Origin of the sequence: Alicyclobacillus fastidiosus, from assembly GCF_026651875.1 — a bacterium.
In the GTDB taxonomy this organism is placed as follows: domain Bacteria; phylum Bacillota; class Bacilli; order Alicyclobacillales; family Alicyclobacillaceae; genus Alicyclobacillus; species Alicyclobacillus fastidiosus.
In genome coordinates, this window is the sequence record NZ_CP104068.1 from 113434 (window position 1) to 138044 (window position 24611).

Genomic DNA, 24611 nt, shown 5'->3' on the forward strand with positions numbered 1-24611 from the left:
TTAGTGGCCCATCAAGGCATGACCTATGAAGAACTGTATGAAAAGAACCGTCGGTACCTGTGGAACCCGTTTACACAAATGAAGGAATATTTAGCGGACGAACCGGTGATTATCGAGAGCGGCTATGGTTGCCGATTGCGCGATGTGAAAGGGAACGAGTACTGGGACGGAGTCTCTTCGGTCTGGCTGAATATCCATGGCCACCAGGTGCCCGAATTGGATGCAGCGATTCGGGAACAATTGAACTCGATTGCTCACTCTACGTTGCTCGGGATGGGAAACGTCCCGGCTATCCTGTTGGCCGAGAAGTTGGTCACGATTGTGCCGCGCGGACTGGGCAAAGTGTTTTATTCGGATTCGGGTGCGGAGGCCGTCGAGATCGCGCTGAAAATGGCCTTCCAGTACTGGAAGAACCGCGGGGTGGATGGAAAGACCACGTTTGTCACGATGCGCGAGGCGTATCACGGGGATACAGTGGGTGCTGTCTCGGTAGGTTCCATCGACTTGTTCCATCAGGTGTATGCGCCATTGCTGTTCCCATCTCTGAAAATTCCGTTTCCCAACCCCTATCGGAACCCGTATGGAGAGTCGGTCGAAGATGTAGTGAACGGTTCTCTGCGTGCGGTGGAAGAAGTTTTTCAGAAGCAGGGCGACCAAATTGCCGCGATGATTGTGGAACCGGTGCAAGGAGCGGGCGGCATGGTGCCGATGCCCTCGGGGTATCTGCGCGAGTTGCGGAACCTGTGCTCAGCCTATCACATCTTATTGATTGTGGACGAAGTGGCCACTGGATTTGGGCGGACCGGCAAGATGTTTGCCTGTGAACACGATGGGATTACCCCGGACATTTTAGCAGTCGCGAAAGGAATCACCGGGGGATATTTGCCGGTTGCTGCAACCTTGACCACCGACGAGATCTACGACGCTTTTTACGCGGATTACCACGAATTCAAAACACTGTACCACGGCCACTCATACACCGGGAACCAGTTAGGGTGTGCGGTGGCGCTGGAAAATCTGAAGCTATTTGAACAGAGAAATCTGGTGGCGGAGGTCGAACAGAAGGCGGCAGAACTCCATCACTACCTGGATCCGATTCGCTCTCTATCACACGTCGGGGATGTGCGGCAAAGCGGATTTATGGTGGGGATTGAGTTGGTCGCGGATAAGGCAACAAAACAGCCCTTCCCGTTGCAACAGCGGACGGGGGTCCGGGTCGCCAGAAGGTGCCGCGAACTCGGGATGTTGCTCAGGCCGTTGACTGATGTGATGGTTTTTATGCCTCCGCTAGCCGCGAAACTGGAAGAGTTGAAAGATATGACGTCCATTCTGTACCAAGCCATCGCCGAAGTGACGGAGGATCATCAGACGCGGGTGGCTGAAAGCAGATGAAACGGTTTCAGGACAAACTGAGTCAGTTGAAAGAGGCCGGGCTGCATCGCCGTCTGCGCACGATGAGCAGTGCTTCTGCGCCACGGGTTCAAGTGGATGGACGCTGGTTGGTAATGTGCGCGGCCAACAACTACCTGGGCTTGGTCGATGACGAGCGTGTGCGGGCGGCGGCGGTGGATGCGATTGTGCGGTACGGGACGGGATCCTCGGGATCTCGACTGATTACGGGGACGACAGACCTGCATGTGCGACTGGAGGCGGCCATCGCCGCGTTCAAGCAAACCGAAGCGGCGCTTGTATTCAACAACGGGTACATGGCGAACATGGCGGCACTTTCCTCTCTGGTCGGAACGGGAGATGTGATTTTTTCCGACGAACTGAACCACGCGAGTATCATTGACGGGTGTCGCCAATCGAAAGCATCGGTGGTGGTCTACCGCCACAACGATATGAATGACTTGCGCCGAAAGTTGGAGGATACTCCGGCCTCCGGGCAGCGGCTGATTGTCACGGATGGGGTCTTCTCGATGGACGGGGATCTGGCAAACCTGCCGGCCATCGTCGATGTCGCCGACACCTACGAAGCTTGGGTGATGGTGGATGATGCCCATGCGACGGGCGTATTCGGCCAACACGGAGGCGGCACCGCGGACTACTACGGAATACAGGCTGAGCGGATTGCGATTCAGGTGGGAACGTTGTCCAAGGCCATCGGATCAGAAGGCGGGTTTATTGCGGGATCGCGTGTGCTCATCGACTACCTGGTCAACTGTGCGCGGCCATTCGTCTTTTCCACGGCGCTGTCGCCACCCGTTCTGGCTGCGGCCATGCGGGCCATCGAGATTATCCAGACTGAAGGCGCTCGGCGGGATCACCTGCACGCATTGACGAAGCGACTTCGCCGCGGTCTTTTGGATGCGGGGTTTGAGGTTCTACCGGGGACAGCGCCTATCATCCCCATCATTCTTGGTGATCCGCTGCACACGCTGGAATTCAGCCGACACCTGGAAGAGAACGGGGTGTTTGCCACGGCCATTCGCCCGCCCACGGTACCGCCGGGGACTTCGCGGATTCGATTCACGCTGATGGCAACCCACACAGACGATGACATTGAACACATTATCCAGGCTTGTATCGCAGCAGGGCGGGGATTAGGGGTGATTTCGTGAGTGGGTTATTCATCACGGCGACAGACACAGAGGTTGGCAAAACACTGGTGGCCGGCGGGATTGCGGCGGTGCTGAGAGCGAGAGGGATCGACATCGGGATGTTTAAGCCGATACAGAGTGGCAATCTGGCCATCGATCCGGAGGGGGACGCGGCCCGGTTAAAGTCTCTCAGCCGCGTCGATGACGAGTTGGAGGCCATTTGCCCCTTTTCCTATGAGGAGCCGCTCGCGCCGCGATTGGCGATGGAACGAGCCGGGCAAAAGGTCACCTTACATGATATTGTGAGTCACTACGACACGTTGAGAAAGCGGCACAGGCATTGGATCGTGGAGGGGGCGGGAGGATTGGTCGTGCCCTACACATCGGATGCGATGGTGGTCGATTGCGCCAAAGTGATGAACCTACCGGTGATAGTTGTGACCGGGCCGGACCTAGGTACGGTCAACCACACGGCACTCACCGTCGCCTATGCACAATCTCAGGGTTTGCAGGTGAGTGGGATTATCGTCAACGGCTACGGGCGCCGGCAACCCGTCGGCGTCGCGGAACAACATAATCCAGAGATGATTCGCGAGGTCACGGGCATCGATGTGCTGGGTGTGGTTCCGTGGCTGGGATCGAACCCGACGGAGTCCGCTATTACCCAAGCCGTGTCGGACAGCGTGGCTCTGGATAAAATCGAACAGTTGCTTGGATAGGCGGGTCTGTGGCCACTAAGTGGTCATTTGGGGGCAGCCATACGCCTGTCGGGAGGTGCGAGATATGAGTTTATTTAGCGTACGCATGCGTTCCTCCAGAGAGGAACAGGGCACGCCTGTACATATTTCCGGTGCGGAGCGAATCGTGGCAGAAACCGACCTAGAGCGTGTGGCCGCCACGTTCGTGCAGCGTGCCATGCAGCACAAGAACGGGACCCCGGATTTCGTAAACTTGTCCATTGAGCGCGTGTGTCCGGAGGAAATCATGTCGCTAGAAGCGCTGCCGATTCAGACCTGTGATGTGGAAGATGTCGAGGAAGGGCACCGTGCTGCTCACCACCTCCTGTGCGAAGCGGGAGTATCGTCAGAGTCGGCGAATTTTGCGATCGCGCTGCTAAAAGCAGGTCCGGCACCCGGAGGCCGCGTCATGCGCGGCGCCGTCCTACTGGACGCTGAACAACCGATTCGAATGGAGCCGGATCCCCATCGTGGGGTGCGCGTTTCCAAACTTGATTGGGAACCGAGTGTTTTGGAAAGCTGGTGCAACGGGATTGGCCATTTGGGAATCGCACGTCCAAGAGTGTGGGAAGCGATCGCGATTGCGAGCAAAGTAACCGCACAACCAGAGGTGATCGCAGAATTGTGTTGGTCAGACGATCAAAGTTATATAACTGGGTATGTGGCCAGCCAGCAATTTGGTTATGTGCGGGTCACTCATCTTAAACCTTTGGGAAGTTTGATTGGAGGTCGTGTTTTCTTTATTCGTGCCGGTACGGACATTCAGTCGCTGATTTCCAGACTTGAGAAACAGCCAGCCTTGGTTGATAGATTGCCCACAAGGCCTTATATTGAACTGTAAATTTCCTAATAAGTCATCCTGCAATATTCAGAACGCGGTATATATGAACCGCGTTTTCTTCGTATTTCATACATCAGAGACATTCTTAAAGTAGAGAAAATTAGCTTTTACTATCCAATAAATGTATTAGCGTATGTTTTCGTTAAAATGCCGGTCCTACTCCATTTGCTCACGATGAGTTCGAAGCATAGGTTGCCCATATTTAGTCATTTTAAACATGCATCCTCTTAATTTCCTTTATTTAGGGCCTGCTGAACGATTTAATACACAGGCCCCATGATGCAAAAATCAACCTCAAAGAGTTCTCCAAACAAGAGCCAGAAAAGAAGCCGCAGCCTCTTTTCGAGGTTCATGACCAACAGTTGCAGGGCGATCACAGTCTCGCTCGTCTGACGAAGCCGTGCTCGAATCAAGCCAAGCCCATAGTTTCGCTTGGCTTCGCCAAATTTCCCTTCCACCGCGTTACGCTCACCCACGTCCTCGCGCTCTTGTTGCTTTTCTCCTGGCTCCACATGCTTTGGCGGACGACCAAGTTTCGGCCCGCTCAACCGGATTCCGTGTTCCTTGCAGTACCTGAGGTTCTCTCGCGTTCGATAGATTTTGTCCGCCAGAACGGCTTCCGGATAGCAACCGAAGCGCTCAACATACCGCTCTACGGATTCAATCAGGGTCGTTCCCTCATTGAAGCTATCCCAGCTTGTCTTCTCCATCATGGCGTATCCGTCCACAACACTGATGGCGACCTTTGAACCGAACTCCACATTCGCTTTTGCTTTTCCACGTACAATGGGTCGAACGTCTGGCTGTGCGATGCTGACGATTCTGTCGTCAACCCGGTGGCTTCGCGTGCGATACATCTCTCGTTGTTGGCGATGCAACTCGCCAATAACCAAGAGATCGCGGTATTGTTTCCGCGAGAGGGTAGTAAGCGGTGTATGTTCTGCCAGTTGTTCAATGAATCTCAAGTCCCTTGCCACATAGCGCAACTGTCGCCCAATAGCCTTACGAATCTCTGACCGGCTTGGCTTTCGGTTCTTTGCCGTTCGCAAGTAGTCACGACGCGCTTGGCGCCGCCGGTCTCTAGGTTTCTTCATGTAGCCGACATGTGACGCATGGAGTGTGTCGATGATGTCCTCCAACTTCTCACGCGCTGTGTTCAACAGTGTCAGGTCTGTCGGATACGCAATATCTGCAGGCGCGCAGGTTGCATCCAGAATAAGCTTCCCTTGATGCGCGCGTGGTTCTTGAGATTCTGCTTGTGGACGACCGTTTGCATCTTCCCCGGAGGAGGTTGGAGGATTGTCTTTGGGACCGTTGTCGTCTCCATCCTCTTCTTCCTCACGTGCTGCCTGCACAATCCACTCATTCACTTGGTTAATAGCATCAGGGCCAAGCCGCTTACGAAAGTATGTCAGCAGAGAAGGATCAAAAGGCGGTTCTTCCTGATATGCCTCAAGACCGAGGAAGTACTGCAGGTACGGGTTTTCCGTGATGTGTTGAACCAAGTGGCGGTCTGAAAAGCCTTCACGTTCCTGAATGATGAGCGCACCAAGCGCCATTCTAACGGACATTGCGCGCCCGCCTCGAAGGTCCTTGCTAAAGTGTTTGCTGTATTCTTGTTCCACGCGTCGCCACGGGATGAGATAGGAGAGCTCAACCCAACGATTATCTTCTCTGAGTCGACCACCGAACGGTAGAAAGAAGTCGCCGGGGAGTATCTGTTGATCTTGATGATTCGCGTACATTGTCCGTCCTCCAAGTGCACGGTTTTTCGCACGTTCCGCTCAAAATCCATACACTTGTATTCGACAAAACACACCCGAAACCCTTGCTACTACTGGGATTTCAATTCATTCAGCAGGCCCTAATATAGGTTTCGTCAACCCTGTAGGAATCGGTAGTTGGCTTCAAGAAACGACGAATGCGTTTATCGATCTCAGGACCATACTGGTGAACCCACCGCATAATAGTCGTATGAGAAACCTGAACTCCTCTTTCCTTTAGCAGTTCGACGATATCCCGGTAACTTAAGCTGTATTGCAAATACCACCGAACCGCCGTCAGGATAATATGAGATTCGAAGTGCTTCCATTTGAACGCATTCATACCATGCCAGCCTCATCCCTGAAGTTTATCCGGACAATACTAGCATGCCTGGTGTTTTTGCACCAGAACTGTCATATGAATCCCATTGACTATCATATGATTATCAATCGTAAATATACTTCCGCTATTTGGTTATAATTAGTTTGTTGAATGTTGTTGAAATAAAAGACATATGAGCATATAATATTAGTTAAATGGTTCGTCCCCGATAGAGTAGGTTGCCAAATGAAAGTTAGTATTGGTTCCGACGATGCAGGGTTTTCCTGAAAAGGAACCTTTATTAACACGTCGGGGAAAACGGTTACCTTCTAGGTAAGCGTTTTGGCAGTGTTGCGTATTTCCAATCTGATGTGTGGTGAAATGGTAAACATCACACATTGTAATTTTCCTCATCCGAAAATATTCTTGATCTGCTATCCCGGATGTTTTTTTCAAAGGGGTGTAATCAAATGACGATTAAGTTCGGTTGCCACACTTCTACATGGGTGCTGGATTATGACAAGGAAGTTGACTGCATTGATCATATTATCGACGTAGTCAGCGACGCAGGGTTTCAAGGTGTCGACGTCCAGGTTGCTTTACTTGGGAAATACGACAATGACCCTGAAAAACTCAAGGCAAAGCTGGACAGCAAAGGCATTGAATTAGCAGCGCTGACGGTACCTTTTACTTGGCCAAGTGATACGGAAACTGAGGAAGAACGAAAAAGAGCGGATCATTATATCGAGTACGTCAAGCACTTTCCGGGTGCCAAGCTGAATATCCCAGTGAGAAATGGCCCGAATCGGGACAACCTGTTGCAGCGGCAGAAAGAAATTATGAAATGTGTCAACGCGGTTGCGAAGCGTGCTTATGAGAACGGCGTGGTGTCGATGTTCCACCCGGCATCGCCAGCTACTTCATATTTCAGGATTGCATCCGATTACGAAGTGATGTTTGAATCACTGGACACACACTACATCGGATACACGCCTGACGCCGGCCACATCACCAAAGGCGGAATGAATGCGGTGGATGTCGTGCGTGAACATCTGCCCATTATCAAACATGTTCACATCAAGGACTGCAACAATGACCTGACTTTCGCGAAAATGGGTCAAGGTGACATCGATTTTCCTGCGATGGTGAAATCACTCGTAGATTACGGATATGATGGCTGGATCATGGTGGAAGAAGAAACAGCGGAAGCTGCTACGGATCCGGATCGTGTAATCCACGATGTTTATCAATATGTAGCAAAAAATTTAAAACCAATCGTTGAGTAAGTAAGGTAACACGACGCAAGACATTGCTTCGATTGCGATGCGTTACTCGCTGATAGCACATTCCAAGATGAGGAGTAGAAGAACATGTCTAGTCAAGAACGGTTATCTATTGTTGGTTCCGGCATTATGGGCCATTCCATCGCGTTGACTGCTGCTTGGGCAGGGTTCGACGTGAAAGTCTGGGGCGTCGATGCAGCAGACATTGAACGTGCTCGTGAGGGCCTCAAGGCAAAGCTTGACTTGCTCGCAGGGTATGATGTCCTGGCGGAGAGCGAAAAAGAGCGCATTTTTAATGCGATCACATTCACGGATTCGCTGAACGACTGTGTAGCGAATGCGACGTTCGTGATTGAAGCCATTCCTGAAAAGATTGAACTGAAGCAGGAATACTTCAAGAATTTGGACGAAATCTGCCCTGAAAACACAATTATCGCAAGTAATACCTCTGGACTCAGCGCAACTGAAATTGCCAAATATACAAAGAACCCATCACGCACAGTCGTGACGCACTTCTGGAACCCGGCTCATTTGATGCCGCTGGTTGAAGTTGTTCGCGGGGAACACACCTCTGATGAAACAGCAGAGCGGGCAATGAATCTGCTGAAAGCGATGAACAAAAAGCCGATTCTCGTCAAAAAAGACGTTCTGGGATCGGTCGGGAATCGCCTGCAATATGCGATTTTCCGAGAAGCACAGTACATTCTCGAAGAAGGCATTGCGTCCATGGAAGATATTGATGCTGCAATTCGCTACAGCCTTGGTCGCCGTTTCGGCGTGACCGGTCCATTTATGACCATGGACATGACGCCGTTGACCACGATTTCTTCCATTACGTCTTATCTGTTCCGTGATTTGAGTGACAGGAAGGACTCCTTCCCGACTTTGGAAAAGCTGGTCGCAGATGGACACAACGGTACGAAGACCGGAAAAGGCTTTTATGACTGGACTCCTGAGCTTGTAGAAAAGATGAACTACGAGCGTGAACGGGAACTGATTCGTTGGCTGAAACAGGATATCGAAGAGGCCAAAAAAGAAACGAAGTAACGAACGCCCTGAGATGACACATCGGCTCCTTGTCGCACCATAGCAATTGGACATGGAGCCGGCGTGAAATCCAGTTTTATTTTCAAGTTTTGTGCAAGCGCTCACAACATGGACAGGTGACTCGGTTATTATCTGTACTGTTTGTGTAACCGCTCACAGCATGGTTAGGAGGATGACGAAAGTGAGCACATTGTCGTTTACACCAGAGAAGTCAACTGAGAAACAGACGAAACCGAATCGCAAGCGTTCCAACGCAAGATATATCATTTTATTCATGCTGTTTTTGAGTACTGCACTGAATTACCTGGATCGGACGAATATTTCTGTTGCGGCACCATTCCTGAAGAACGATCTTCATCTGAATTCAGTTGTTTTAGGCCTAGTCATGTCGGCTTTTGGCTGGACCTATGCATTCATGCAAATCCCCGGCGGATGGATTTTAGACAGATTAGGTCCGCGTTTAACGTATGGCTTAGGGTTGATTATCTGGTCATTATTCACGTTTTTCCAGGCTTTTGCCAAAGGGTTTGGATCATTGTTCGGACTCAGATTAGGACTTGGTCTCTCCGAGGCACCTGCTTTTCCGACGAACAATCGCTTGGTTGCCACGTGGTTCCCGAAACAAGAGCGCGCACTAGCGACGGGCATCTTTACGGCAGGCGAGTACGTTGGACTGGCATTCTTGACACCAGTTCTTGCTTGGATTGTCGCTGCTTTTAGCTGGCATACGATTTTCATTGTAACCGGTATCTTAGGTCTGCTTTTTGTCCCTGTCTGGTTTAAGTTCATTCGGGAACCTAAAGACAGCCCTTATGTGAATGCAGAAGAACTTGCATATATTCGCGAAGGCGAAGGTCTTGCAGATGCTGCAAGCGAGAAGACAAAACTCAAGTGGTCACAGATTAGTGTCCTTCTGAAGCGGCGCACGATGTGGGGGATTTACATTGGGCAATTCGGGGTCACAACAACCTTGTGGTTCTTTTTAACCTGGTTCCCGGATTACCTCGTGAATGACAAGCACATGACGATTCTGCATGCGGGCTTTTACTCAATGATCCCTTATATTGCTGCTTTTATTGGAGTCCTGTTCGGTGGCGCATTCTCCGACTTCCTTGTGCGTCGTGGCTTTTCAACGAGTACCAGCCGAAAAACGCCAATCATTATTGGATTACTCCTTGCTGGCAGCATTGTTCTGGCGAATTATACCGCGTCGATTGGTCTTGTCATCACCATTATGTCCGTGGCATTCTTCGCGCAGGGTATGTCAGGCATCTCCTGGTCGCTCATCGGCGACGTTGCGCCTCGTGAGCTCCTTGGTATTGCTGGCGGCATCTTTAACTTTGCGGGCAACCTGTCCGGCATCGTCACCCCGATTGTCATCGGTGTAATTGTCGGCCGGAACCATAACTTTGGCGGAGCCCTGGTGTTTGTCAGTGCGGTTGCCGTGATTGGTGCTCTTTCCTACCTGCTCCTCGTAGGTAAAGTGAAGCGCATCGAAGTATAATTCAGCGCCAAGAGGAAGTGCGCCGCGTGTCAAACGGGACGCGACAACTTGAATTCAATCAATACGCTCATCAATCATCATCAGTCCTTTGTGGGACAGCATCACAAGGGTCTGATGATGCAAGAGTATTCAACTGTTTGTCACAAATGAAAACCCTTTTACAACCTTAACTGATCGAAAATTCACGGAGGTGTGAATTATGGGAGAAAACAAACGCATCTTTGGATTAATCCCGCGAGGAGCAAGCAAGTATAGTTGGTTGACCCTGTTAAATACCTGGATCACATGGGGACTCAACGTCGTTACATTTGCCATGGTCTATGTCATCGGTTCTTCGGTCATTAAAACGTATCATTTGTCACCAGCAACTTGGGGATGGCTGGTCGCGGGTTATCTGGGCTTGAGGTTCTTCATTGATATCCCGTTAAATCTGTTGAGCGATCGGTTGGGATCCGGCTGGAAACGGAAGTTTTTGTGGTTTCCTGTTATGATTGAGTATTCCATTATCGGTGCAATGATAGCATTTCCAGCGTTGAGCTCGAGCGTTTGGTCGTATTTCGCGCTCATGTTGGGAATCGCATTAGGTACGTCAGCCAGCGAAGCAATTGGTGTGACTGCAACCGCTGAATGGTGGTCAAAAGAGGAAAGAGGTTTCGCTGTCGGGCTTCACCATACTGGCTATCCAGTTGGCGCAGCACTTGGCGGAGCGTTTGCATCCTTCATTTTTCTGCACTTTGGTGCCGATCAGTGGCGTCTTGTTTATCTCGCATCACTGGCCACAATACCTTTCGCGATTTGGTATTGGTTTCTATCTACGCAGAAAAACATTGATCAGGTTTATCAGAACATCGATCGGCGTGGCTTGACTCGACCGAATGTAACGGGCTCCGGTGCGCACTCTTCATTTTCAGGGTGGATGAGTGTGCTGAAGATCCCGGAAGTATCGATTGCAGCAATTTGCCTGTTCTTATTTCAAGCAGTTCAAAACGTATTCATGACTTCTTTCCCGGAGTATTTGTCTTTTGTACATTCCTATTCGTACGCTGCTGTCGCTTCGTTAAGCGTTGTCTGGTCCATTACGGGCGCCATCTTTCAATTTCTGTGGCCGGCGATCTCAGACAAGATTGGGCGCAAGTGGCTAATTGTTGGCGCTGGATTTTGGCAAGCCGTCATTATGATACTGCTCCTATGCTCGACTTCTGTATCGACAGTCATTTTGGTTCAACTTCTTTATGGTGTGACAGCGAATGCAGTGTTCCCACTGTTATTTACGACAGGTGCGGATATCGCACCGGCTAACAGGACGGGAGCCGTACTTGGTGTAGGTTTTGCTGCAACATGGCTCGGAGCTGCCGTGGGATCCATCATCTCCGGACAAGTTCTTCAACGTCTGGGCGGTTTCAATTCTATCGGTGGATATCACATTGTGTTTTACACTATGATTGTTCTATCGGCTCTTACAGGCGTTGTTCGGTTGTTTGGTAAGGAAACAAATCCTATTCGAAAAACAAGATCTGTTCCTATGAACACGTCAAAGGCGTCGATGGGAGACTGATTGTACCGCGTGAGCGGTATGCTCAATCTAGATGAATTCTGATGACAGAAAACGGAAGGTGATTTCCGTGAATTACATTTACAACAGGGATGAAGCGCTGATTCGCGAGATCAATGATACAGCCATCCACTTCGAAGGCGTTGCAATCTGGAGCCTCGGTCAGGCAGGTGTTGTTCTGAAAGGAACCGAGGGTGGGGGATTTCTCTGTATCGATCCGTACTTGACCCATTCTATCGAGCAGGAGGATCCAACGACCGAATTCGTTCGGGAGTATGAGCCGCCCGTTCGTCCTGAAGGGCTCCAGGGTGCAGCGAGTGTACTCATTACGCACTACCATAATGATCACCTGGATTTATCTACAGTAAAGGCGTTGAAGGATGCATCACCGAACACAACCTTTGCAATCCCCGCGTCCCATTGCGATATGGTTCGAGATATGCAGTGGGACACGGACAGACTGATCCCTGCAAGAGCAGAAGAGTCGTTTACAGTTGGTGGCTTTCGTGTGAACCCTGTTGCAGCTGCACACACCCAATACGAAACAGATGAAGAGGGAAACCACTTTTATCTGGGCTATTGTATTACAGTAAATGGGGTCCGGGTCTATCACAGCGGAGACACTGTCATCACGGATGAGCTAATAGAAAAGGTTCAGTCGTTTAAACCGCATGTGATGCTACTACCCATCAACGGTGGGGACTTTTTCAGAACACAACGCGGGATTATTGGGAATATGTCCTATCGGGAGGCAGCGGATTTTGCGGCTCTCGTAGGGGCAGATATCGTCCTACCGATTCACTACGACATGTTCCCTACGAATCGAGAGAACCCAGCCAATTTTGTCGATTATGCATTTCGGACATACAGAAATCAAAAATTCCACATGCTGTGCGTAGGTGAGCGATTTATCTACATGAGGTAACAACCGAAGGAGCTGTCTCAAAAGCAGTTAAACTGTGATTGGGGCAGCTCTTTTATCCTTGGCTGTTTTCGCAAAGAAATGCTCCATTCCCGGCGAATCTGGACATTCCAGATTTGGTCGAAAATGGAGCATCTCGTTAGCGGTCAGGGCTGCTCGCGCAGGCGTTATACAGCGCTGTCTTCGAAGGATGTGATTTTTCCGACTTTGCGTGCGGAGTTACCACCCGAAAAATCGGATTCCAGGAACCGTTCGACAATAATCTTTGCCAGTTCCGGACCAACGACACGGGCACCCAGAGTGATGATTTGTGCGTTGTTGCTGGTGCGTGCCTTGCCGGCGGAATAAACGTCATGGCACAAGGCGGCAGAGACGCCGTGAACCTTGTTGGCTGCGATGCACATGCCGATGCCGGTGCCGCAGACCAGAATGCCACGGTCCAAAGTACCTTCCTGAACGGCTTTCGCTACGGCGAATCCGATGTCCGGGTAATCGACGGGGCTTTCGTCAAAGCATCCAAAGTCCCGTACATCGAGACCGCGTTTTTGAAGGTCCTCGATGAGAATCTTTTTAAGAGCGAAACCGGCTTCATCTGCTCCAATACCAATAACCATATGAAAGCACCTCCGGTGTTGTTTGTCTTGCACAATCCATTGTATCTCAATTTGGCTACCAAATAAATAAAAAATAATAACAATATTAATCATATGGCTTTAAGTGCCTTATTGACTATAATCATTTGGCAATCATATAATCATAAAGGTAACAATGAAATCGGATTCTCAAACCACCAATACACATCGTATGTGCGTATATATCCAGAGAGGAGTCGAGTAAAATGCGGTATTTTATCAATACAGTGGATAATCTTGTGGACGAAGCGCTAGAGGGTCTTTGCCTGCTGTCGGATAATCGACAGCTTGAGAAAGTGGACGGCGCCCTTGCCGTTTTGTATCCGAACGAAGGCAGGAAGGTCAAAATCGTCATTGGTGGGGGCAGCGGCCATGAGCCTTTGTTCACAGGCCTTGTTGGACCGGGAATGGCAGACGCCGCTGTGGCGGGTCATGTGTTTGCGGCACCAAGCCCGAGAGCGATTGTCAGAACCTCGAAGAAAGTGGCGAATTCGAATGAAGACGTCCTCTTTGTTTACGGAAACTATGCCGGGGATGTGCTGAATTTCGACCTTGCCCAGGAAGATCTGGAGGACGAGGGGATTCACAGCGCAGCCATTCAGGTAACGGACGACATCGCATCCGCGAGCCTGGATGATATCAAAGGGCGGCGCGGTATTGCGGGCGGTATTTTAGTCATTAAGGTCCTGTCAGCCATGGCTGATCGAGGCGCCTCTCTGGAAGAACTGGTGCAGTTTGGACACAAAGCCAACTTGCACACCCGCACTATTGGCGTTGCTGCAGAAGCGGCTGATTCCGTTGTGGATGGCACCCCGATGTTTGAAATCCCCAGTGACAAAATTGAAGTCGGCATGGGGATTCATGGAGAGAAGGGTGTTTCCCAACAACCATTCATGCCGGTAGATGAACTGGTTGATTCACTTGTGAAGATGTTGCTGGACGACTTTCAGGCAAGCCAGACAGATGTGTCCAGGGCCGCCGTACTTGTCAACGGACTTGGCAGAACCACACGCATGGAGTTGCTGCTCATTGCACGTCAGGCGCACAAGCGGTTGAAAGAACACGGCATTGACATTGCGTATTTGAATGCTGGAGAATTTGCTACTTCTCTGAACATGCATGGGTTCTCTGTATCCGTGATGTCACTGGATAACGAATTGGCATCTGCTTTCTTTGCGCCCGCGCGGTCAAACGGTTTTTCGCTGTAACACAAGCAGCAAGTACAGACAGAATAATCGGGAGGAATCACATCGTGAATGCATCAGCTTGGAAGGAAATTGTACTCAACACATTGGAAGCGGTCGCAGCCCAGGAGCAGCACCTCAACACGCTGGATTCAGCTGTAGGGGATGGCGATCACGGTACGACCGTCGCACGCGGCATGCGGTCCGCAATTGCAGAACTTCAGGCAAATGATTATGACACGCTCAACAAAGTCAACGTAGTGGTTGGGGAAAGTATGATGGATGCGATGGGCGGTGCGTCCGGCGTATTGTACGGTGTGTTCTTTCGGGCGGCCAGAAAGTGCGAAACCTATCATGAAGTGACGGTTGAGGCATTCTATCACTTCATCGAACAGGGCCTTGCAGAGTTGAAACGCCGTAGTGGGGCTGAAGCGGGCGATAAAACCATGCTGGACGCTTTAATCCCTGCGGTTGAGGCTGTACGTATAAATGTGGAAGCCGGACAAACGGATGTAGTCGAAGTCATGCGTGTTGCAGCTGAAGCCGCAAAGCAAGGATCCGACGCCACCAAGGGGATGTCGGCCCGTTTCGGCCGGTCTAAATTCCTTGGAGAACGCGTGCTGGACAATGTAGATCCGGGTTCTGTGTCCGCGGCACTGCTGTTTCAGGGATTCTATGAAAACACAAAGCGCCTCCAAGAGGAAAGCAAATGAAACGCGGATTGTGGTTCGGCACCAATTGGAAAATGAACATGACCCCTGGTTTAGCTCGACAGTGGACGGATACGGTGACGGCATATATGCAAAACATGCCGTCTGACCACCGTTTGTTCGTGATGCCGCCGTACCCGCTGATCCCGCAGCTGCTTCGGGACACCGAGGGTACGGGGTTGATTGTCGGAGCACAGAACTGCCACTGGGAATCCAGAGGCCCCTATACAGGCGAGATATCTCCCGCTTTGTTAAAGGAAATCGGCGCTCACAATGTACTGCTTGGGCACGCAGAGCGGAGAAAGCAGTTCGATGAAACGGATGAAGTGATTGGGCGCAAAGTTTCGGCCGCACTGCATGCAGGTCTGGGTGTCGTGCTCTGCATCGGCGAGGGCGCAACGCTGAAGGGGAAACAGACGGAGACGAGGCAGTTCCTGGAGCAGCAGCTGGCTGTTGCGTTGAGGGACATCCCATCCATTCAGCCGGAGCGGCTGGTCGTTGCGTACGAACCGGTATGGGCGATTGGCGTCGGTGGACAGCCACCTCAGGCAGAAGAAGTGGCTGACGCGCTTTCCTCCATTCGGCAAACCATCAATCAAATGGTGGATGAGTGTGTTCCAATCGTTTATGGTGGCAGTGTAACACTGCAGAACGGCCGATCATTGTTGACGAAAACAGAGACAGATGGTTTATTCATCGGTAGACATGCCTTGGATCCATCCACATTTATACAAATCATTGAAACAGCTGTCGGTGAAAGGTCTGAGGTGGAATGAACGAACGCGATCGACGACTCCAGGACATTGTGGCGATTGTCGAGAGGGAATATAGTGTGTCGGTAGAGAATCTGCAGGAAAAACTGGGCGTGTCTGGTTCCACAGTTCGGGCAGACCTCCGGCTGCTGGCCAGACAAGGTAAAATTCACCGGGAGCATGGCCGTGTCACACGGGTCAACGATTACGAGTCAACATCTCCCGGGGGATTGCCCTCGTTTGAAAAGCGTTTGCAGATCCGTCAGGCTGAAAAGGAAGCAATCACCAAGCTGGCGGAATCATACGTCACTGAAAATGATGCCATTATTTTAGATGCCAGTTCCACGTGTTATCACCTGGCCAAACGCCTTTACGTATCCACCAAGGCGCTGACGATTGTCACAAATGGTATTCATTCCGCACAGCTTCTGAATCAAAATCCGAGGCTCCAGGTCATTCTCATTGGTGGAACCCTCGGTGTTCAACACAATACCGAGGGCATTCTCGGTATTGAATTGTTCAGGAATCTCAACATCAAGAAATGCTTCCTGTCTGGGTACGGTATTTCAATTGAACAAGGCGTCACAGATTTCAGCCTTCCGGAAATTGAAATGAAGAGAAGGTTTATTGACGTCGCGCAACGTGCTTACATTCTTACGGACTCGACTAAGTTTGGCGTCGTATCTGTCGGCAAGTTTTGCGATGTACAACAGGCTGAAGCTGTCCTCACGGACAGCCAAATTCCGGAAAGCACGGTGCGGGAATACGCGTCGCACAACGTGCAGATTGTACGGCCATGACGGTTTTACGGCGCAACGATGAAGTTCGTCCCTGGATAAGCGTTTTTGATTGAATCGGGAACTGCTTCGTCCGTAATCAGGGTGTGAACATCAGCCAGGTTGGTTCTGGTGCAAAAACATTTGAATACGCTACATGTGTTGTAGATTCAATGAACCTTCAACACTATATATTGTGGTTTCGTGAGTTTTTGCACCAGAACCTTAGAAAGCGATGATTATGGAAGTTTAGAAGTCGTCAATTTATTCGCTAGTACAGGCGATAAGAAGAATTCATTGAAGCCTTCCCAAAAGGTATTTGAACGTAAAAATTTAGAATACATTCGTGATGCAGTTGGAAATCCGAAAACAAAAATATTGATTTTGGCTTGGGGTAAGGGAGGCCAAGTAGTCAGTGAACATCAAGAGTTCAAAAAGCTATTGAAGAAGCACGCTAAGAAATTGCGATGTATCGGACTAACAACAGATAAAAAGAGACAGCCGAATTATTATTACGCTCCACGACGAGAGGCAAAACTGAAAAAATGTATTGTCCTTGAACACGGATATGATGCAATCGACATTTGAATGTAACGTGAATCTGTTTTTGATGCATGGTTTATGGTATAATATCCCAAAAGGGAGCAAATGAAAAAGCCAACGGATTCATCGAGAGATGCGACCTCTCAATGGAACTGACTACCGTGTGCGAGACGGTGACAGGCTCATAGGCTCCGCTGACTTGGGACATACGTCCTATATCAGAGCATTCGTATGACAAAATCCCATCAGTGGGTGAAACCGCAGTCCTGCACCTACACGGTTGCAGGGCTTTTTGATGTTCCGAACTTCGAAAAGGAGCGACGAACATGCAAGACCTCATTCGTGACTATCAAGACCAAGTAGAAACTCTCCGCCAGAAGAAAAACCTCTGCAAAGACTTTGCAACAAAAAAGCTATACGCCTCAATGATTGAATCCATGACCTACGCGATTAGACAAATGAAGAACGATGAAGACAACCACCCTCGGACTATCCTCTTGGAAACAGAAGCCCTCAACAATATGGCTGTCGTTTATGACTCCTACAGTGTCCTCGAGGATGAAGAAAACGACACGGCTGCTACGGTCACATTGGACATGAGTTCACTGTCATTCAGAGAATCACGTGTACTACGTTCTCTGATGGATGGGATGACATTTCAAGAAATCGCAGACAGCATGAAAATCACGAAAAGTACAGTCCAGAAATACGCAGACCGCGCGCGGGCGAAGTTGTCCAGAATGCGTACTGCAGGTGTCCAGATGGCATTGTTCAATAGCCTGGACGACGATGGAGGGGTCTTTGCGTCGGGACTGTTCAGGACTGCAAATTAGATTTCTGCACTTCTGCAAAAATGCATTTCTGCTAATCTGCATTTCTGCTGAAATGTCATACACCTCCCCATTAATGGACGCTGATCAGACTCAAAGAGTGAATGCAACACAACCGCATTCTGTTACATTCGAAAAAATCCCCGAATCCCGCGCCACACAAGGGACTGCGGGCATTTTTTGATTCAGTGATATCAAACGCTAACAAACGAATACAACATACCGTATAATTGGAAACGATATGGCGCATTAGCCTAGGGGTGGTCAATTGTGGAGTACGTTCAACCAATTCGAGACAAAAAACAAATAGATTCCATCAAGAAGATACTCAGGGCGACAAATTTGCGCGACCACGCATTGTTCGTTCTTGGGATCAATTCGGGTCTGCGTGTGAGTGACCTATTGAAGTTGAAAATTCGAGACGTCATGGACGGATCTAAAATTCAGGACCGTATTTTACTGAGGGAGCAGAAGACAGGGAAGACGAAAGACTTTCCTCTCTCAGACAATGCCAGGAAAGCACTCATAGAGTACATAAAGACTCGCGAGGGATATTCACCGGATGATGCATTATTCGCAAGCAGAAAAGGTGGAAGGTCAATCACTCGTCATCAAGCATACCGGATCATCAATGATGCTGCTCGTTCAGTTGGAATCAAGGAGAACATCGGGACTCATACATTAAGGAAGACATTCGGGTACCACGCCTATCAAGCCGGAGTCGATATCACCCGCATACAGAAGCTATTGAATCATTCAGCACCATCGGTGACACTGGCCTACATCGGAATCACGCAGGAAGAACTGGATGATGTGTATTTGAATCTGAATTTGTGATGATTGTGGGTGATAATTTGCGTAAGTTTTTAAGGGCATTTGGTTTGGTTGGTGGCGGAATTTTATTTGCCGTATTGGTTGTTTGGCTGGGTCCCATTATATTCAGAGGACATCTCACTTCAGTATCTTCTGAGCTGAATTTTATTGCCTTTTTAGCCACGTTGGTTGGTGGAATTATGGCCGCCGCTGGTCTCATAGTGGCGCTGGTATCTGTTTTGTCTTTCAGGGCCCTCGACGAGCGAGTGGAAAACAAATTTAATCAACTGGCTGAACAAGACGAAAAGGCGCGGAGAACTCAAACAAACAGCATGTTTCAAGGGTTTGCATCACAATTGCAGTCGATTAGTACTCTTGACCTCTATCAATCCGAGAGGTTCACTGAACAGGCCTTAAGTTTATATCCTGACCTTGCGGGGAGTCGCCGGCAGATGGCGCTACGATTCTTTCGAGCCACAGAAGATGCATTTATATCAAAGTACCGTGATAAAACGCTCCCTCGAGGCAAGGTTTATTTTCCTGAGACGATTCAATCAGATTCATATGCTCACGAAGCTGAAAAGTGGCTAGAAAGGGCCAAACAACATGGGGAAGACAACGATAAATATCTAACGTTTTGTTTAGCCAAATTGTATGGAATGAGAGGACGTTATGACCTGATGAATGAGGCTCTGGCGGAGTCAATTCCACACATCGAAAATGTCCATTCGCAGCTATTTAGACTTATCGCTACATGTGCGTATTCGTGTGACTCTGAAGAACGCTTGAACAAGCTAGCTTCTACAATAAACGCGACTACACCTATGAATATGGTGGAAATGTTTGAACTTCTAGAGATTTACAAGGAATCGTGGAATACCCCGTTCTTCTTATGCCGCCTTAAGGTAAATGGACTGAATTTATACAAGTTACCTTCACTATTTATGTTCAGAATTTATTCCAATGACCAAGGGGAATACCGTATCAATTTTATAGGTGATGATCCATACGACATAAAGCGTGTGCCTGTCGAACCCGACTCGGAACAGTGGTTCACGAAAGAAGAAGCATGGAACATAATTTCCAACGAAGGATGGGTACTATACGCTGTGAGTGATGAATAAAAAGTAAGGGACTTCGATGCGAGTCCCTTTTTAATCTACTGATGTACTTAATTAATCTAGTTAAAGGAGAATATCCGCACAATCCATGATTGACTGGCGCAACTGGTCATCCAGCCCATCGTTGTGAGCGAGTTCGACAAGTCTTGACAGTTCCAAGTGCTTAGCGTTTTGGCTATCAAACGCCGGGAGATTCATGTGTTTAAATATATCTCCCGTCTGTATGGATATATTATGACTCTCAATAAATTCTCGGACGTCGTTAGAATTTAACAAGCCGCACAGATAGTAAGCTGGGGCTGGATCCGAGAAGTCCACAAAGAAGACCTTATGATCAGGGACAAATACTTTTTGTCCTAACAGTGGTACATTTGCGGATGTTACTACAGCTGAAGCAAATGTACTCGATTGCTCTGCCCATACCACTTTATAGGGAGCAAATGTATAGGGACCGACATTGTATATCGAATAATATGGTTTGCCTCTCATATATCGCTTCAACGTAGACCGGTTCTTCAGCAACGGTTCAAAATTGGACAGGTAATTTTTCGTACGCTGATTTGTTGTATCCAATAGGTGTTGCGCCATATCACAGGCATCGTTTGACACTCCCTTGTTAGGCACAATGGCAAACAAATTTTCTCTAGGAGCCACGCGAAATGCAGAGAAATCGGCAGCACCCTTTATCAAAGGGTACAACATTGAAGGTTCAATCCAGAACCTTTGTTTTGGCCCAATGTCGGTTCGCCCAGCATCTGGTCGGGTTTCGATTTGAACCAATCCGTCAACAGAATTCACATCCACTACGTTAACGAAATAGACCCCATTTAAATCTGCTGTAATACCTTTTCGCCCGTTCACCCACTTGCTCTCTCCAGCGATTCTCCGTAAAGTTTGAAATCGTTTTGGTGGGAGTACAGCCCAAGGAGATCGTTCGCTAGTTACAGGATTAGCTTCCATTTGGGTATCATCGATTCGATTCAGTACCTGTTGCAAGGGCAAATTGGCTGGAATTGTTCGCGTATACCCTTGTTTTGAAGTCCATACCGTATAGGGTACAGGAAAAGCTGGATGTACGCCGTGCTCCTTTCGAAACAATGCTACCGCTGTTTTGTTTGCCGCGTCGGGGAAGGGCTTGAGAGCTTTCATGTCATCAATAGAAACAGGATTGAGCCTGTCTTCTCCATTTATGGAAAAGCTCCGAAATCCTTCGGAAGACGGTGACTGAAAGTGTGTTTGTGTAATCACAAACGACAATTCACCGCCGTGCTTCAGCCATTTATCAGCGACTGTATATGTAATCATCCCTGATATATCAAGTTCGTTTCCACCGTGGTGTGGAGTGCTGGAGAAAATGTCGTATTGCTCACAAGTTGGTTTTACTCGTTCACGATACAAGGCGGGCAGTTTAGACCAACGAACCCACGGCGGATTCCCTACAATTGCATCAAATGCCCCTGCTGTCGCAGACCAAAAAAAGTTTCTTACAATACGAAACCAGATTCCATTCCAATTTTTCTTGTGTAGTTCTAGAATTCGATCATAAGTATCCCGTAATGGCTCTTCCCATTGATTCTTTTCTTCATCGGTAATGATTAAAGCTCTATATATGCGATCAAAAGCCGTCTCGAAAGGTTGGTTTTGTTCGACTTGTTCACCCATAATGACGAAAATTTTATCAAGTCTGTCCCGATCCAGTACGAGTGCGGACGGTATTTTTACCTGTAAATTAGCGACCTGGCTCCCGATGGAGTAAGTGACAATTTCGTTGGGGTCGGTTGGATTTGGTGCAGGAGAATACACCGCATCTGCTAGCAGCACGGGAAATTCTATTTGTTTCCCTCCACACGCTTTTAAAAGATCGGCCACAGCCATTAACATGTTTACCCTTGAAGTTTGTACTGCCAGCGGATTCAGATCAAACCCCCACACGTGATCTGAAATGATGTCGAGTGTTTCTCTGGGAGATAAACCAGCTTGTTGTGCCTGTAAGCGAAGGCGTTTCACCACAGCAAGCAAAAATGAACCAGAACCGCAGGTTGGGTCAAGGAAGCGATCAGTTAACCATCGTGGAGCCTGTAATTTATTCAGTGTAAATTCAACTAGCCAATCCGGTGTATAGAACTCCCCTAACGACTTTCTTAAATCTTCGGGAACGAGCGACTGATAGAAACCCTTTAAAATATCTTGTGTTCGAGCATCAGCCAATGATTCTGTACGATAAAACGATAGTTTAATAAGTGTGTCGCGTATTCCGGATAGAATGTTTTGTTGCTCTGTCGTGTATGAACAGGCGTCAAGATACCACCCGAAAATGGCCTCTTCAACAAAACCTTTTATTCCCGCAGCTTCAAAGAGTTTTCCCTTTTCGATCTGTTCACTAATTTCTGCGAACATACGGTTGTCCGGCAAGGTGACAATGGATTCAGCGAACACGCGGCGAGAAGTTAAATTGTGGGCAGAAACGATCTCTGCGGCAAGTAATTTTATAATAAGTGAATTATACGTATGGATTACAAAAAGGCTTGCCGGAATTATTAGCTCTTGAGGCATGTTGTTTGAAAATGTAAACCTTATTGACCTACGTATTCCATCCAACTGACTAACAGAAAGATCGGCAACCTGACCAAAAAGAGTTTGCCATTCCGCAAATAACATTTTTATTTTGTTGTTGGCTTGCTGCCCAATACTTGTGGATAGGGCATTTGCCATGGCTTGCATTAATTTAATTCCACTGTCAGAGGAAAGACCGAAATCTTCAACGAGGTTAGATACAGTAATGGCTCTTCGGAACGAATCCGTAAGAGCTGTGGCAACCATTTGAACTGATGCCTCGGAGAACGCTAACAATTCTCCATGTACAATATCATTCTCTACAATTCGGGCGAAACAGATGTGATCGCCATCAATGGCAATTCCAATGTATGCTTCCGGTTCCAGCCCATCCTCAGTAGATTTTCGCATTATGTATGGCTTCAGTCGCTCATGTATAGCCTCTTTAAATGCAGGACTATTTGTTCTTCCATGAAATAACTTTGGTGCTTTGAACTCGATAATTACGTTATTATAGCTTGAATCCAATTTCTTCCGCTCAGCTTGAAGTTCAATTCCCAAAGAGGAAGATAGCGCTTTTAACCAGCCAATTCGAAGTTCTTCTTCGTTGGCCCATCCTTGCCTCATATTGTTCAAATTTGTATATAGATTGGTCATAATGCACCCCAGGATTATAACTTTCCAAATTAGTTTAACTAGCTCTAGTAATGCTATGGACTTTTATTAAACACTAATTGTTTAAAGGTTGCTATAGAAGATGTTGTGATTGATTTCAGCTTGCGCCAGATCCTGGTCATCGATGTGGCCTTTAAAAGCTCTTAACCTATCGGTTGAATCCATTTTAGCTCACCCATCTGCAATCTGTCGGCGTTTTATCGAATAGAAAGCCTTTGAAAGAAAGGATTCGCCAGCCGTCCCATTTTGGCTCGAATATGTAGCTTTTATCGTCAAACGCCTCGGGCTTCATCGTGAGAAGCATTGGCTTTATCGGGGTAAATAGCATAGGAATCACCAGTTACATTTTCTCGTTATGTAAACAGTCAGTACATAGGCGATTGGTGGATATTATATTAAATCTATAGTGCGGGGCACACATATCAACAAGGCGTAGATATCACCCTCATTCAGAAATTGCTTAACCATGCGTCTCCATTTATTGCGTCGTCATATATAGGGATAACAAGAGAAGCACTAGACGATGTATATTTGAGTTTGAACTTGTAAATAAGGAGAGATGACAAAAACCATGAGTGTAGGAAGAAACGATCCATGCCCCTGCGGAAGCGGGAAAAAGTATAAGAAATGTTGTTACCTTAAACCTAAATTTCACGAATGGGAATTGAATACACAAGAACTTCTCTCAGACGTTCCGTATGGAGACGTCATCGGAAAAACGTTGATGACTTCTTTATACACATTGGATAGGGAAACATGGTGGGAAGGTGCATGCCATTCAACAACCGGAATCCTCTATGTGTTATTGCGTGAACAAGGTATACCGAATGTGAAACGTGTTCTTAGTGAAGTAAAACATCCGCTTGAAATAGACGGCAGAACAATTTACTTTGACCATTCTTGGATCACTATCAACGGTGGAGTATACGACTTGGCAATTTATAAGTCCCTTGACCATAGATTATCATGGGCACCTACAATAAACGGATTCGATATACAAACAAAACAACCTACAGATCTGGAATATGGGGTAACATCGCCTATTCCAGCAGACCCTGGTGCGGTGTTTGTTGGGTCAATGTCGTTTGTTGAATACATGGATGGATTCCTCGGTCATCCAGACGGTTTGTGGGGATATGTGCAAATCATAGGGGAAAAGTTAGGTATCGATTTATCTGATGTACGGAGCAAATACGTAGAAACAGCCCCCACCCGATAAGGTGAGAGTTTCTTTTGTATGTCCGCAGATACTTTGTTATTGTGCCACTGACTTTCTCCATTTAATCATTCCACCGATTGAGATAAGCAGATAAAAGAAATACAGTACGGAGAACAGATACAGTCCCTTATATGCGTACAGGCACAAAGACAGCCCATTCAGCGCGAACCATCCGTACCAGTTCTCATAAATGCGACTCGACTGTGTTTTGTCAAGAAGATTTCCCTGGTTTTATCATCACTTTTTGCTTGGTGTAATCATCGATTTTTCCCTGGTGTGATCAACTAAAATC

Annotated in this window: 21 protein-coding genes and 2 pseudogenes; 18 read left to right on the plus strand and 5 right to left on the minus strand. The window is 48.2% G+C overall.

What is annotated here, in order from left to right:
- The first annotated feature begins 18 nt into the window (after positions 1-18).
- The 4 genes from bioA (at position 19) to NZD89_RS28370 (ending at position 4118) form a co-directional block, all read left to right on the plus strand.
- The gene (gene bioA, locus NZD89_RS28355; protein ID WP_268008822.1) at positions 19-1392 is read left to right on the plus strand and encodes an adenosylmethionine--8-amino-7-oxononanoate transaminase; all 1374 of its coding nucleotides are present in this window, start codon (positions 19-21) and stop codon (positions 1390-1392) included.
- Complete coding sequence (bioF, locus tag NZD89_RS28360; RefSeq protein WP_268008651.1) at positions 1389-2561, plus strand: 8-amino-7-oxononanoate synthase; 1173 nt, start codon at positions 1389-1391, stop codon at positions 2559-2561. The genes bioA and bioF overlap by 4 nt, the downstream gene beginning before the upstream one ends.
- Positions 2558-3259, plus strand: coding sequence for a dethiobiotin synthase (gene bioD / locus NZD89_RS28365; RefSeq protein ID WP_268008652.1), 702 nt, complete (start codon positions 2558-2560; stop codon positions 3257-3259). Before bioF ends, bioD begins: the two co-directional genes overlap by 4 nt.
- 64 nt (positions 3260-3323) lie before the next feature.
- The gene (locus NZD89_RS28370; RefSeq protein ID WP_268008653.1) at positions 3324-4118 is read left to right on the plus strand and encodes a 6-carboxyhexanoate--CoA ligase; all 795 of its coding nucleotides are present in this window, start codon (positions 3324-3326) and stop codon (positions 4116-4118) included.
- A gap of 260 nt (positions 4119-4378) precedes the next feature.
- On the opposite strand, the gene NZD89_RS28375 is transcribed toward NZD89_RS28370, so the two are convergent.
- Both NZD89_RS28375 and NZD89_RS28380 read right to left on the minus strand, forming a co-directional pair.
- Positions 4379-5863 (minus strand): IS5 family transposase, encoded by a 1485-nt coding sequence (locus NZD89_RS28375; protein ID WP_268007715.1) that lies wholly within the window; start codon positions 5861-5863, stop codon positions 4379-4381.
- 118 nt (positions 5864-5981) lie between these two features.
- A pseudogene (locus NZD89_RS28380) lies at positions 5982-6224 on the minus strand (transposase domain-containing protein); the annotation flags it as partial.
- A 449-nt stretch (positions 6225-6673) separates the two neighbouring features.
- On the opposite strand from NZD89_RS28380, the gene NZD89_RS28385 reads away from it, so the two are divergent.
- From NZD89_RS28385 to NZD89_RS28405, 5 genes are all read left to right on the plus strand, one after another.
- Positions 6674-7489, plus strand: coding sequence for a sugar phosphate isomerase/epimerase family protein (locus NZD89_RS28385; RefSeq protein WP_268008654.1), 816 nt, complete (start codon positions 6674-6676; stop codon positions 7487-7489).
- 84 nt (positions 7490-7573) lie between these two features.
- Positions 7574-8533: a 3-hydroxyacyl-CoA dehydrogenase family protein gene (locus NZD89_RS28390; RefSeq protein ID WP_268008655.1), complete on the plus strand. Its 960-nt coding sequence runs from the start codon at positions 7574-7576 to the stop codon at positions 8531-8533.
- 172 nt (positions 8534-8705) lie between these two features.
- Complete coding sequence (locus NZD89_RS28395) at positions 8706-10037, plus strand: MFS transporter (protein ID WP_438938762.1); 1332 nt, start codon at positions 8706-8708, stop codon at positions 10035-10037.
- Between the two features lie 199 nt (positions 10038-10236).
- Positions 10237-11592 carry an MFS transporter gene (locus NZD89_RS28400; protein ID WP_268008656.1) on the plus strand — a complete coding sequence of 452 codons (1356 nt, stop codon included), beginning with the start codon at positions 10237-10239 and terminating at the stop codon, positions 11590-11592.
- 67 nt (positions 11593-11659) lie between these two features.
- Positions 11660-12514, plus strand: a complete 855-nt coding sequence (locus NZD89_RS28405; protein WP_268008657.1) for an MBL fold metallo-hydrolase — start codon at positions 11660-11662, stop codon at positions 12512-12514.
- A 164-nt stretch (positions 12515-12678) separates the two neighbouring features.
- On the opposite strand, the gene rpiB is transcribed toward NZD89_RS28405, so the two are convergent.
- The gene (gene rpiB / locus NZD89_RS28410; protein ID WP_268008658.1) at positions 12679-13125 is read right to left on the minus strand and encodes a ribose 5-phosphate isomerase B; all 447 of its coding nucleotides are present in this window, start codon (positions 13123-13125) and stop codon (positions 12679-12681) included.
- A 224-nt stretch (positions 13126-13349) separates the two neighbouring features.
- On the opposite strand from rpiB, the gene NZD89_RS28415 reads away from it, so the two are divergent.
- The 8 genes from NZD89_RS28415 to NZD89_RS28450 all read left to right on the plus strand — a co-directional run bounded on the left by NZD89_RS28415 (position 13350) and on the right by NZD89_RS28450 (position 19875).
- Positions 13350-14351, plus strand: a complete 1002-nt coding sequence (locus NZD89_RS28415) for a dihydroxyacetone kinase subunit DhaK (protein ID WP_268008659.1) — start codon at positions 13350-13352, stop codon at positions 14349-14351.
- 44 nt (positions 14352-14395) lie between these two features.
- A complete protein-coding gene (dhaL, locus tag NZD89_RS28420) occupies positions 14396-15040 on the plus strand; it encodes a dihydroxyacetone kinase subunit DhaL (RefSeq protein ID WP_268008660.1) in 645 nt (214 codons plus the stop codon).
- Positions 15037-15813 carry a triose-phosphate isomerase family protein gene (locus NZD89_RS28425; protein WP_268008661.1) on the plus strand — a complete coding sequence of 259 codons (777 nt, stop codon included), beginning with the start codon at positions 15037-15039 and terminating at the stop codon, positions 15811-15813. Before dhaL ends, NZD89_RS28425 begins: the two co-directional genes overlap by 4 nt.
- On the plus strand, positions 15810-16589 hold the full coding sequence (locus NZD89_RS28430) for a DeoR/GlpR family DNA-binding transcription regulator (RefSeq protein ID WP_268008662.1): 780 nt from the start codon (positions 15810-15812) through the stop codon (positions 16587-16589). The genes NZD89_RS28425 and NZD89_RS28430 overlap by 4 nt, the downstream gene beginning before the upstream one ends.
- Positions 16590-16769: 180 nt before the next feature.
- Entirely contained in the window at positions 16770-17153 is a 384-nt protein-coding gene (locus NZD89_RS28435; RefSeq protein WP_268008663.1) for a DUF1643 domain-containing protein, read from the plus strand.
- Positions 17154-17434: 281 nt separating this feature from the next.
- Entirely contained in the window at positions 17435-17941 is a 507-nt protein-coding gene (locus NZD89_RS28440) for a LuxR C-terminal-related transcriptional regulator (protein ID WP_268008664.1), read from the plus strand.
- Positions 17942-18208: 267 nt separating this feature from the next.
- Positions 18209-18775, plus strand: a complete 567-nt coding sequence (locus NZD89_RS28445; protein ID WP_268008665.1) for a site-specific integrase — start codon at positions 18209-18211, stop codon at positions 18773-18775.
- Positions 18772-19875: a hypothetical protein gene (locus tag NZD89_RS28450; RefSeq protein WP_268008666.1), complete on the plus strand. Its 1104-nt coding sequence runs from the start codon at positions 18772-18774 to the stop codon at positions 19873-19875. Before NZD89_RS28445 ends, NZD89_RS28450 begins: the two co-directional genes overlap by 4 nt.
- Before the next feature lie 60 nt (positions 19876-19935).
- Here the strand turns inward: NZD89_RS28450 and NZD89_RS28455 are convergent, their stop codons facing one another.
- Positions 19936-23082 carry an Eco57I restriction-modification methylase domain-containing protein gene (locus NZD89_RS28455; RefSeq protein WP_268008667.1) on the minus strand — a complete coding sequence of 1049 codons (3147 nt, stop codon included), beginning with the start codon at positions 23080-23082 and terminating at the stop codon, positions 19936-19938.
- Between the two features lie 577 nt (positions 23083-23659).
- Here NZD89_RS28455 and NZD89_RS28460 point away from each other — a divergent pair.
- A pseudogene (locus NZD89_RS28460) lies at positions 23660-24319 on the plus strand (YecA family protein); the annotation flags it as partial.
- Positions 24320-24355: 36 nt separating this feature from the next.
- Here NZD89_RS28460 and NZD89_RS29925 read toward each other — a convergent pair.
- Entirely contained in the window at positions 24356-24511 is a 156-nt protein-coding gene (locus tag NZD89_RS29925; protein WP_369125286.1) for a nicotinamide mononucleotide transporter, read from the minus strand.
- Positions 24512-24611: the final 100 nt, after the last annotated feature.

Coding starts and splice junctions, on each gene's coding strand:
- bioA (WP_268008822.1), top strand. CDS start 19: ATGACCTATGAAGAACTGTATGAAAAGAACCGTCGGTACCTGTGGAAC.
- bioF (WP_268008651.1), top strand. CDS start 1,389: ATGAAACGGTTTCAGGACAAACTGAGTCAGTTGAAAGAGGCCGGGCTG.
- NZD89_RS28370 (WP_268008653.1), top strand. CDS start 3,324: ATGAGTTTATTTAGCGTACGCATGCGTTCCTCCAGAGAGGAACAGGGC.
- NZD89_RS28375 (WP_268007715.1), bottom strand. CDS start 5,863: ATGTACGCGAATCATCAAGATCAACAGATACTCCCCGGCGACTTCTTT.
- NZD89_RS28385 (WP_268008654.1), top strand. CDS start 6,674: ATGACGATTAAGTTCGGTTGCCACACTTCTACATGGGTGCTGGATTAT.
- NZD89_RS28390 (WP_268008655.1), top strand. CDS start 7,574: ATGTCTAGTCAAGAACGGTTATCTATTGTTGGTTCCGGCATTATGGGC.
- NZD89_RS28395 (WP_438938762.1), top strand. CDS start 8,706: ATGACGAAAGTGAGCACATTGTCGTTTACACCAGAGAAGTCAACTGAG.
- NZD89_RS28400 (WP_268008656.1), top strand. CDS start 10,237: ATGGGAGAAAACAAACGCATCTTTGGATTAATCCCGCGAGGAGCAAGC.
- rpiB (WP_268008658.1), bottom strand. CDS start 13,125: ATGGTTATTGGTATTGGAGCAGATGAAGCCGGTTTCGCTCTTAAAAAG.
- NZD89_RS28415 (WP_268008659.1), top strand. CDS start 13,350: ATGCGGTATTTTATCAATACAGTGGATAATCTTGTGGACGAAGCGCTA.
- NZD89_RS28425 (WP_268008661.1), top strand. CDS start 15,037: ATGAAACGCGGATTGTGGTTCGGCACCAATTGGAAAATGAACATGACC.
- NZD89_RS28430 (WP_268008662.1), top strand. CDS start 15,810: ATGAACGAACGCGATCGACGACTCCAGGACATTGTGGCGATTGTCGAG.
- NZD89_RS28440 (WP_268008664.1), top strand. CDS start 17,435: ATGCAAGACCTCATTCGTGACTATCAAGACCAAGTAGAAACTCTCCGC.
- NZD89_RS28455 (WP_268008667.1), bottom strand. CDS start 23,082: ATGACCAATCTATATACAAATTTGAACAATATGAGGCAAGGATGGGCC.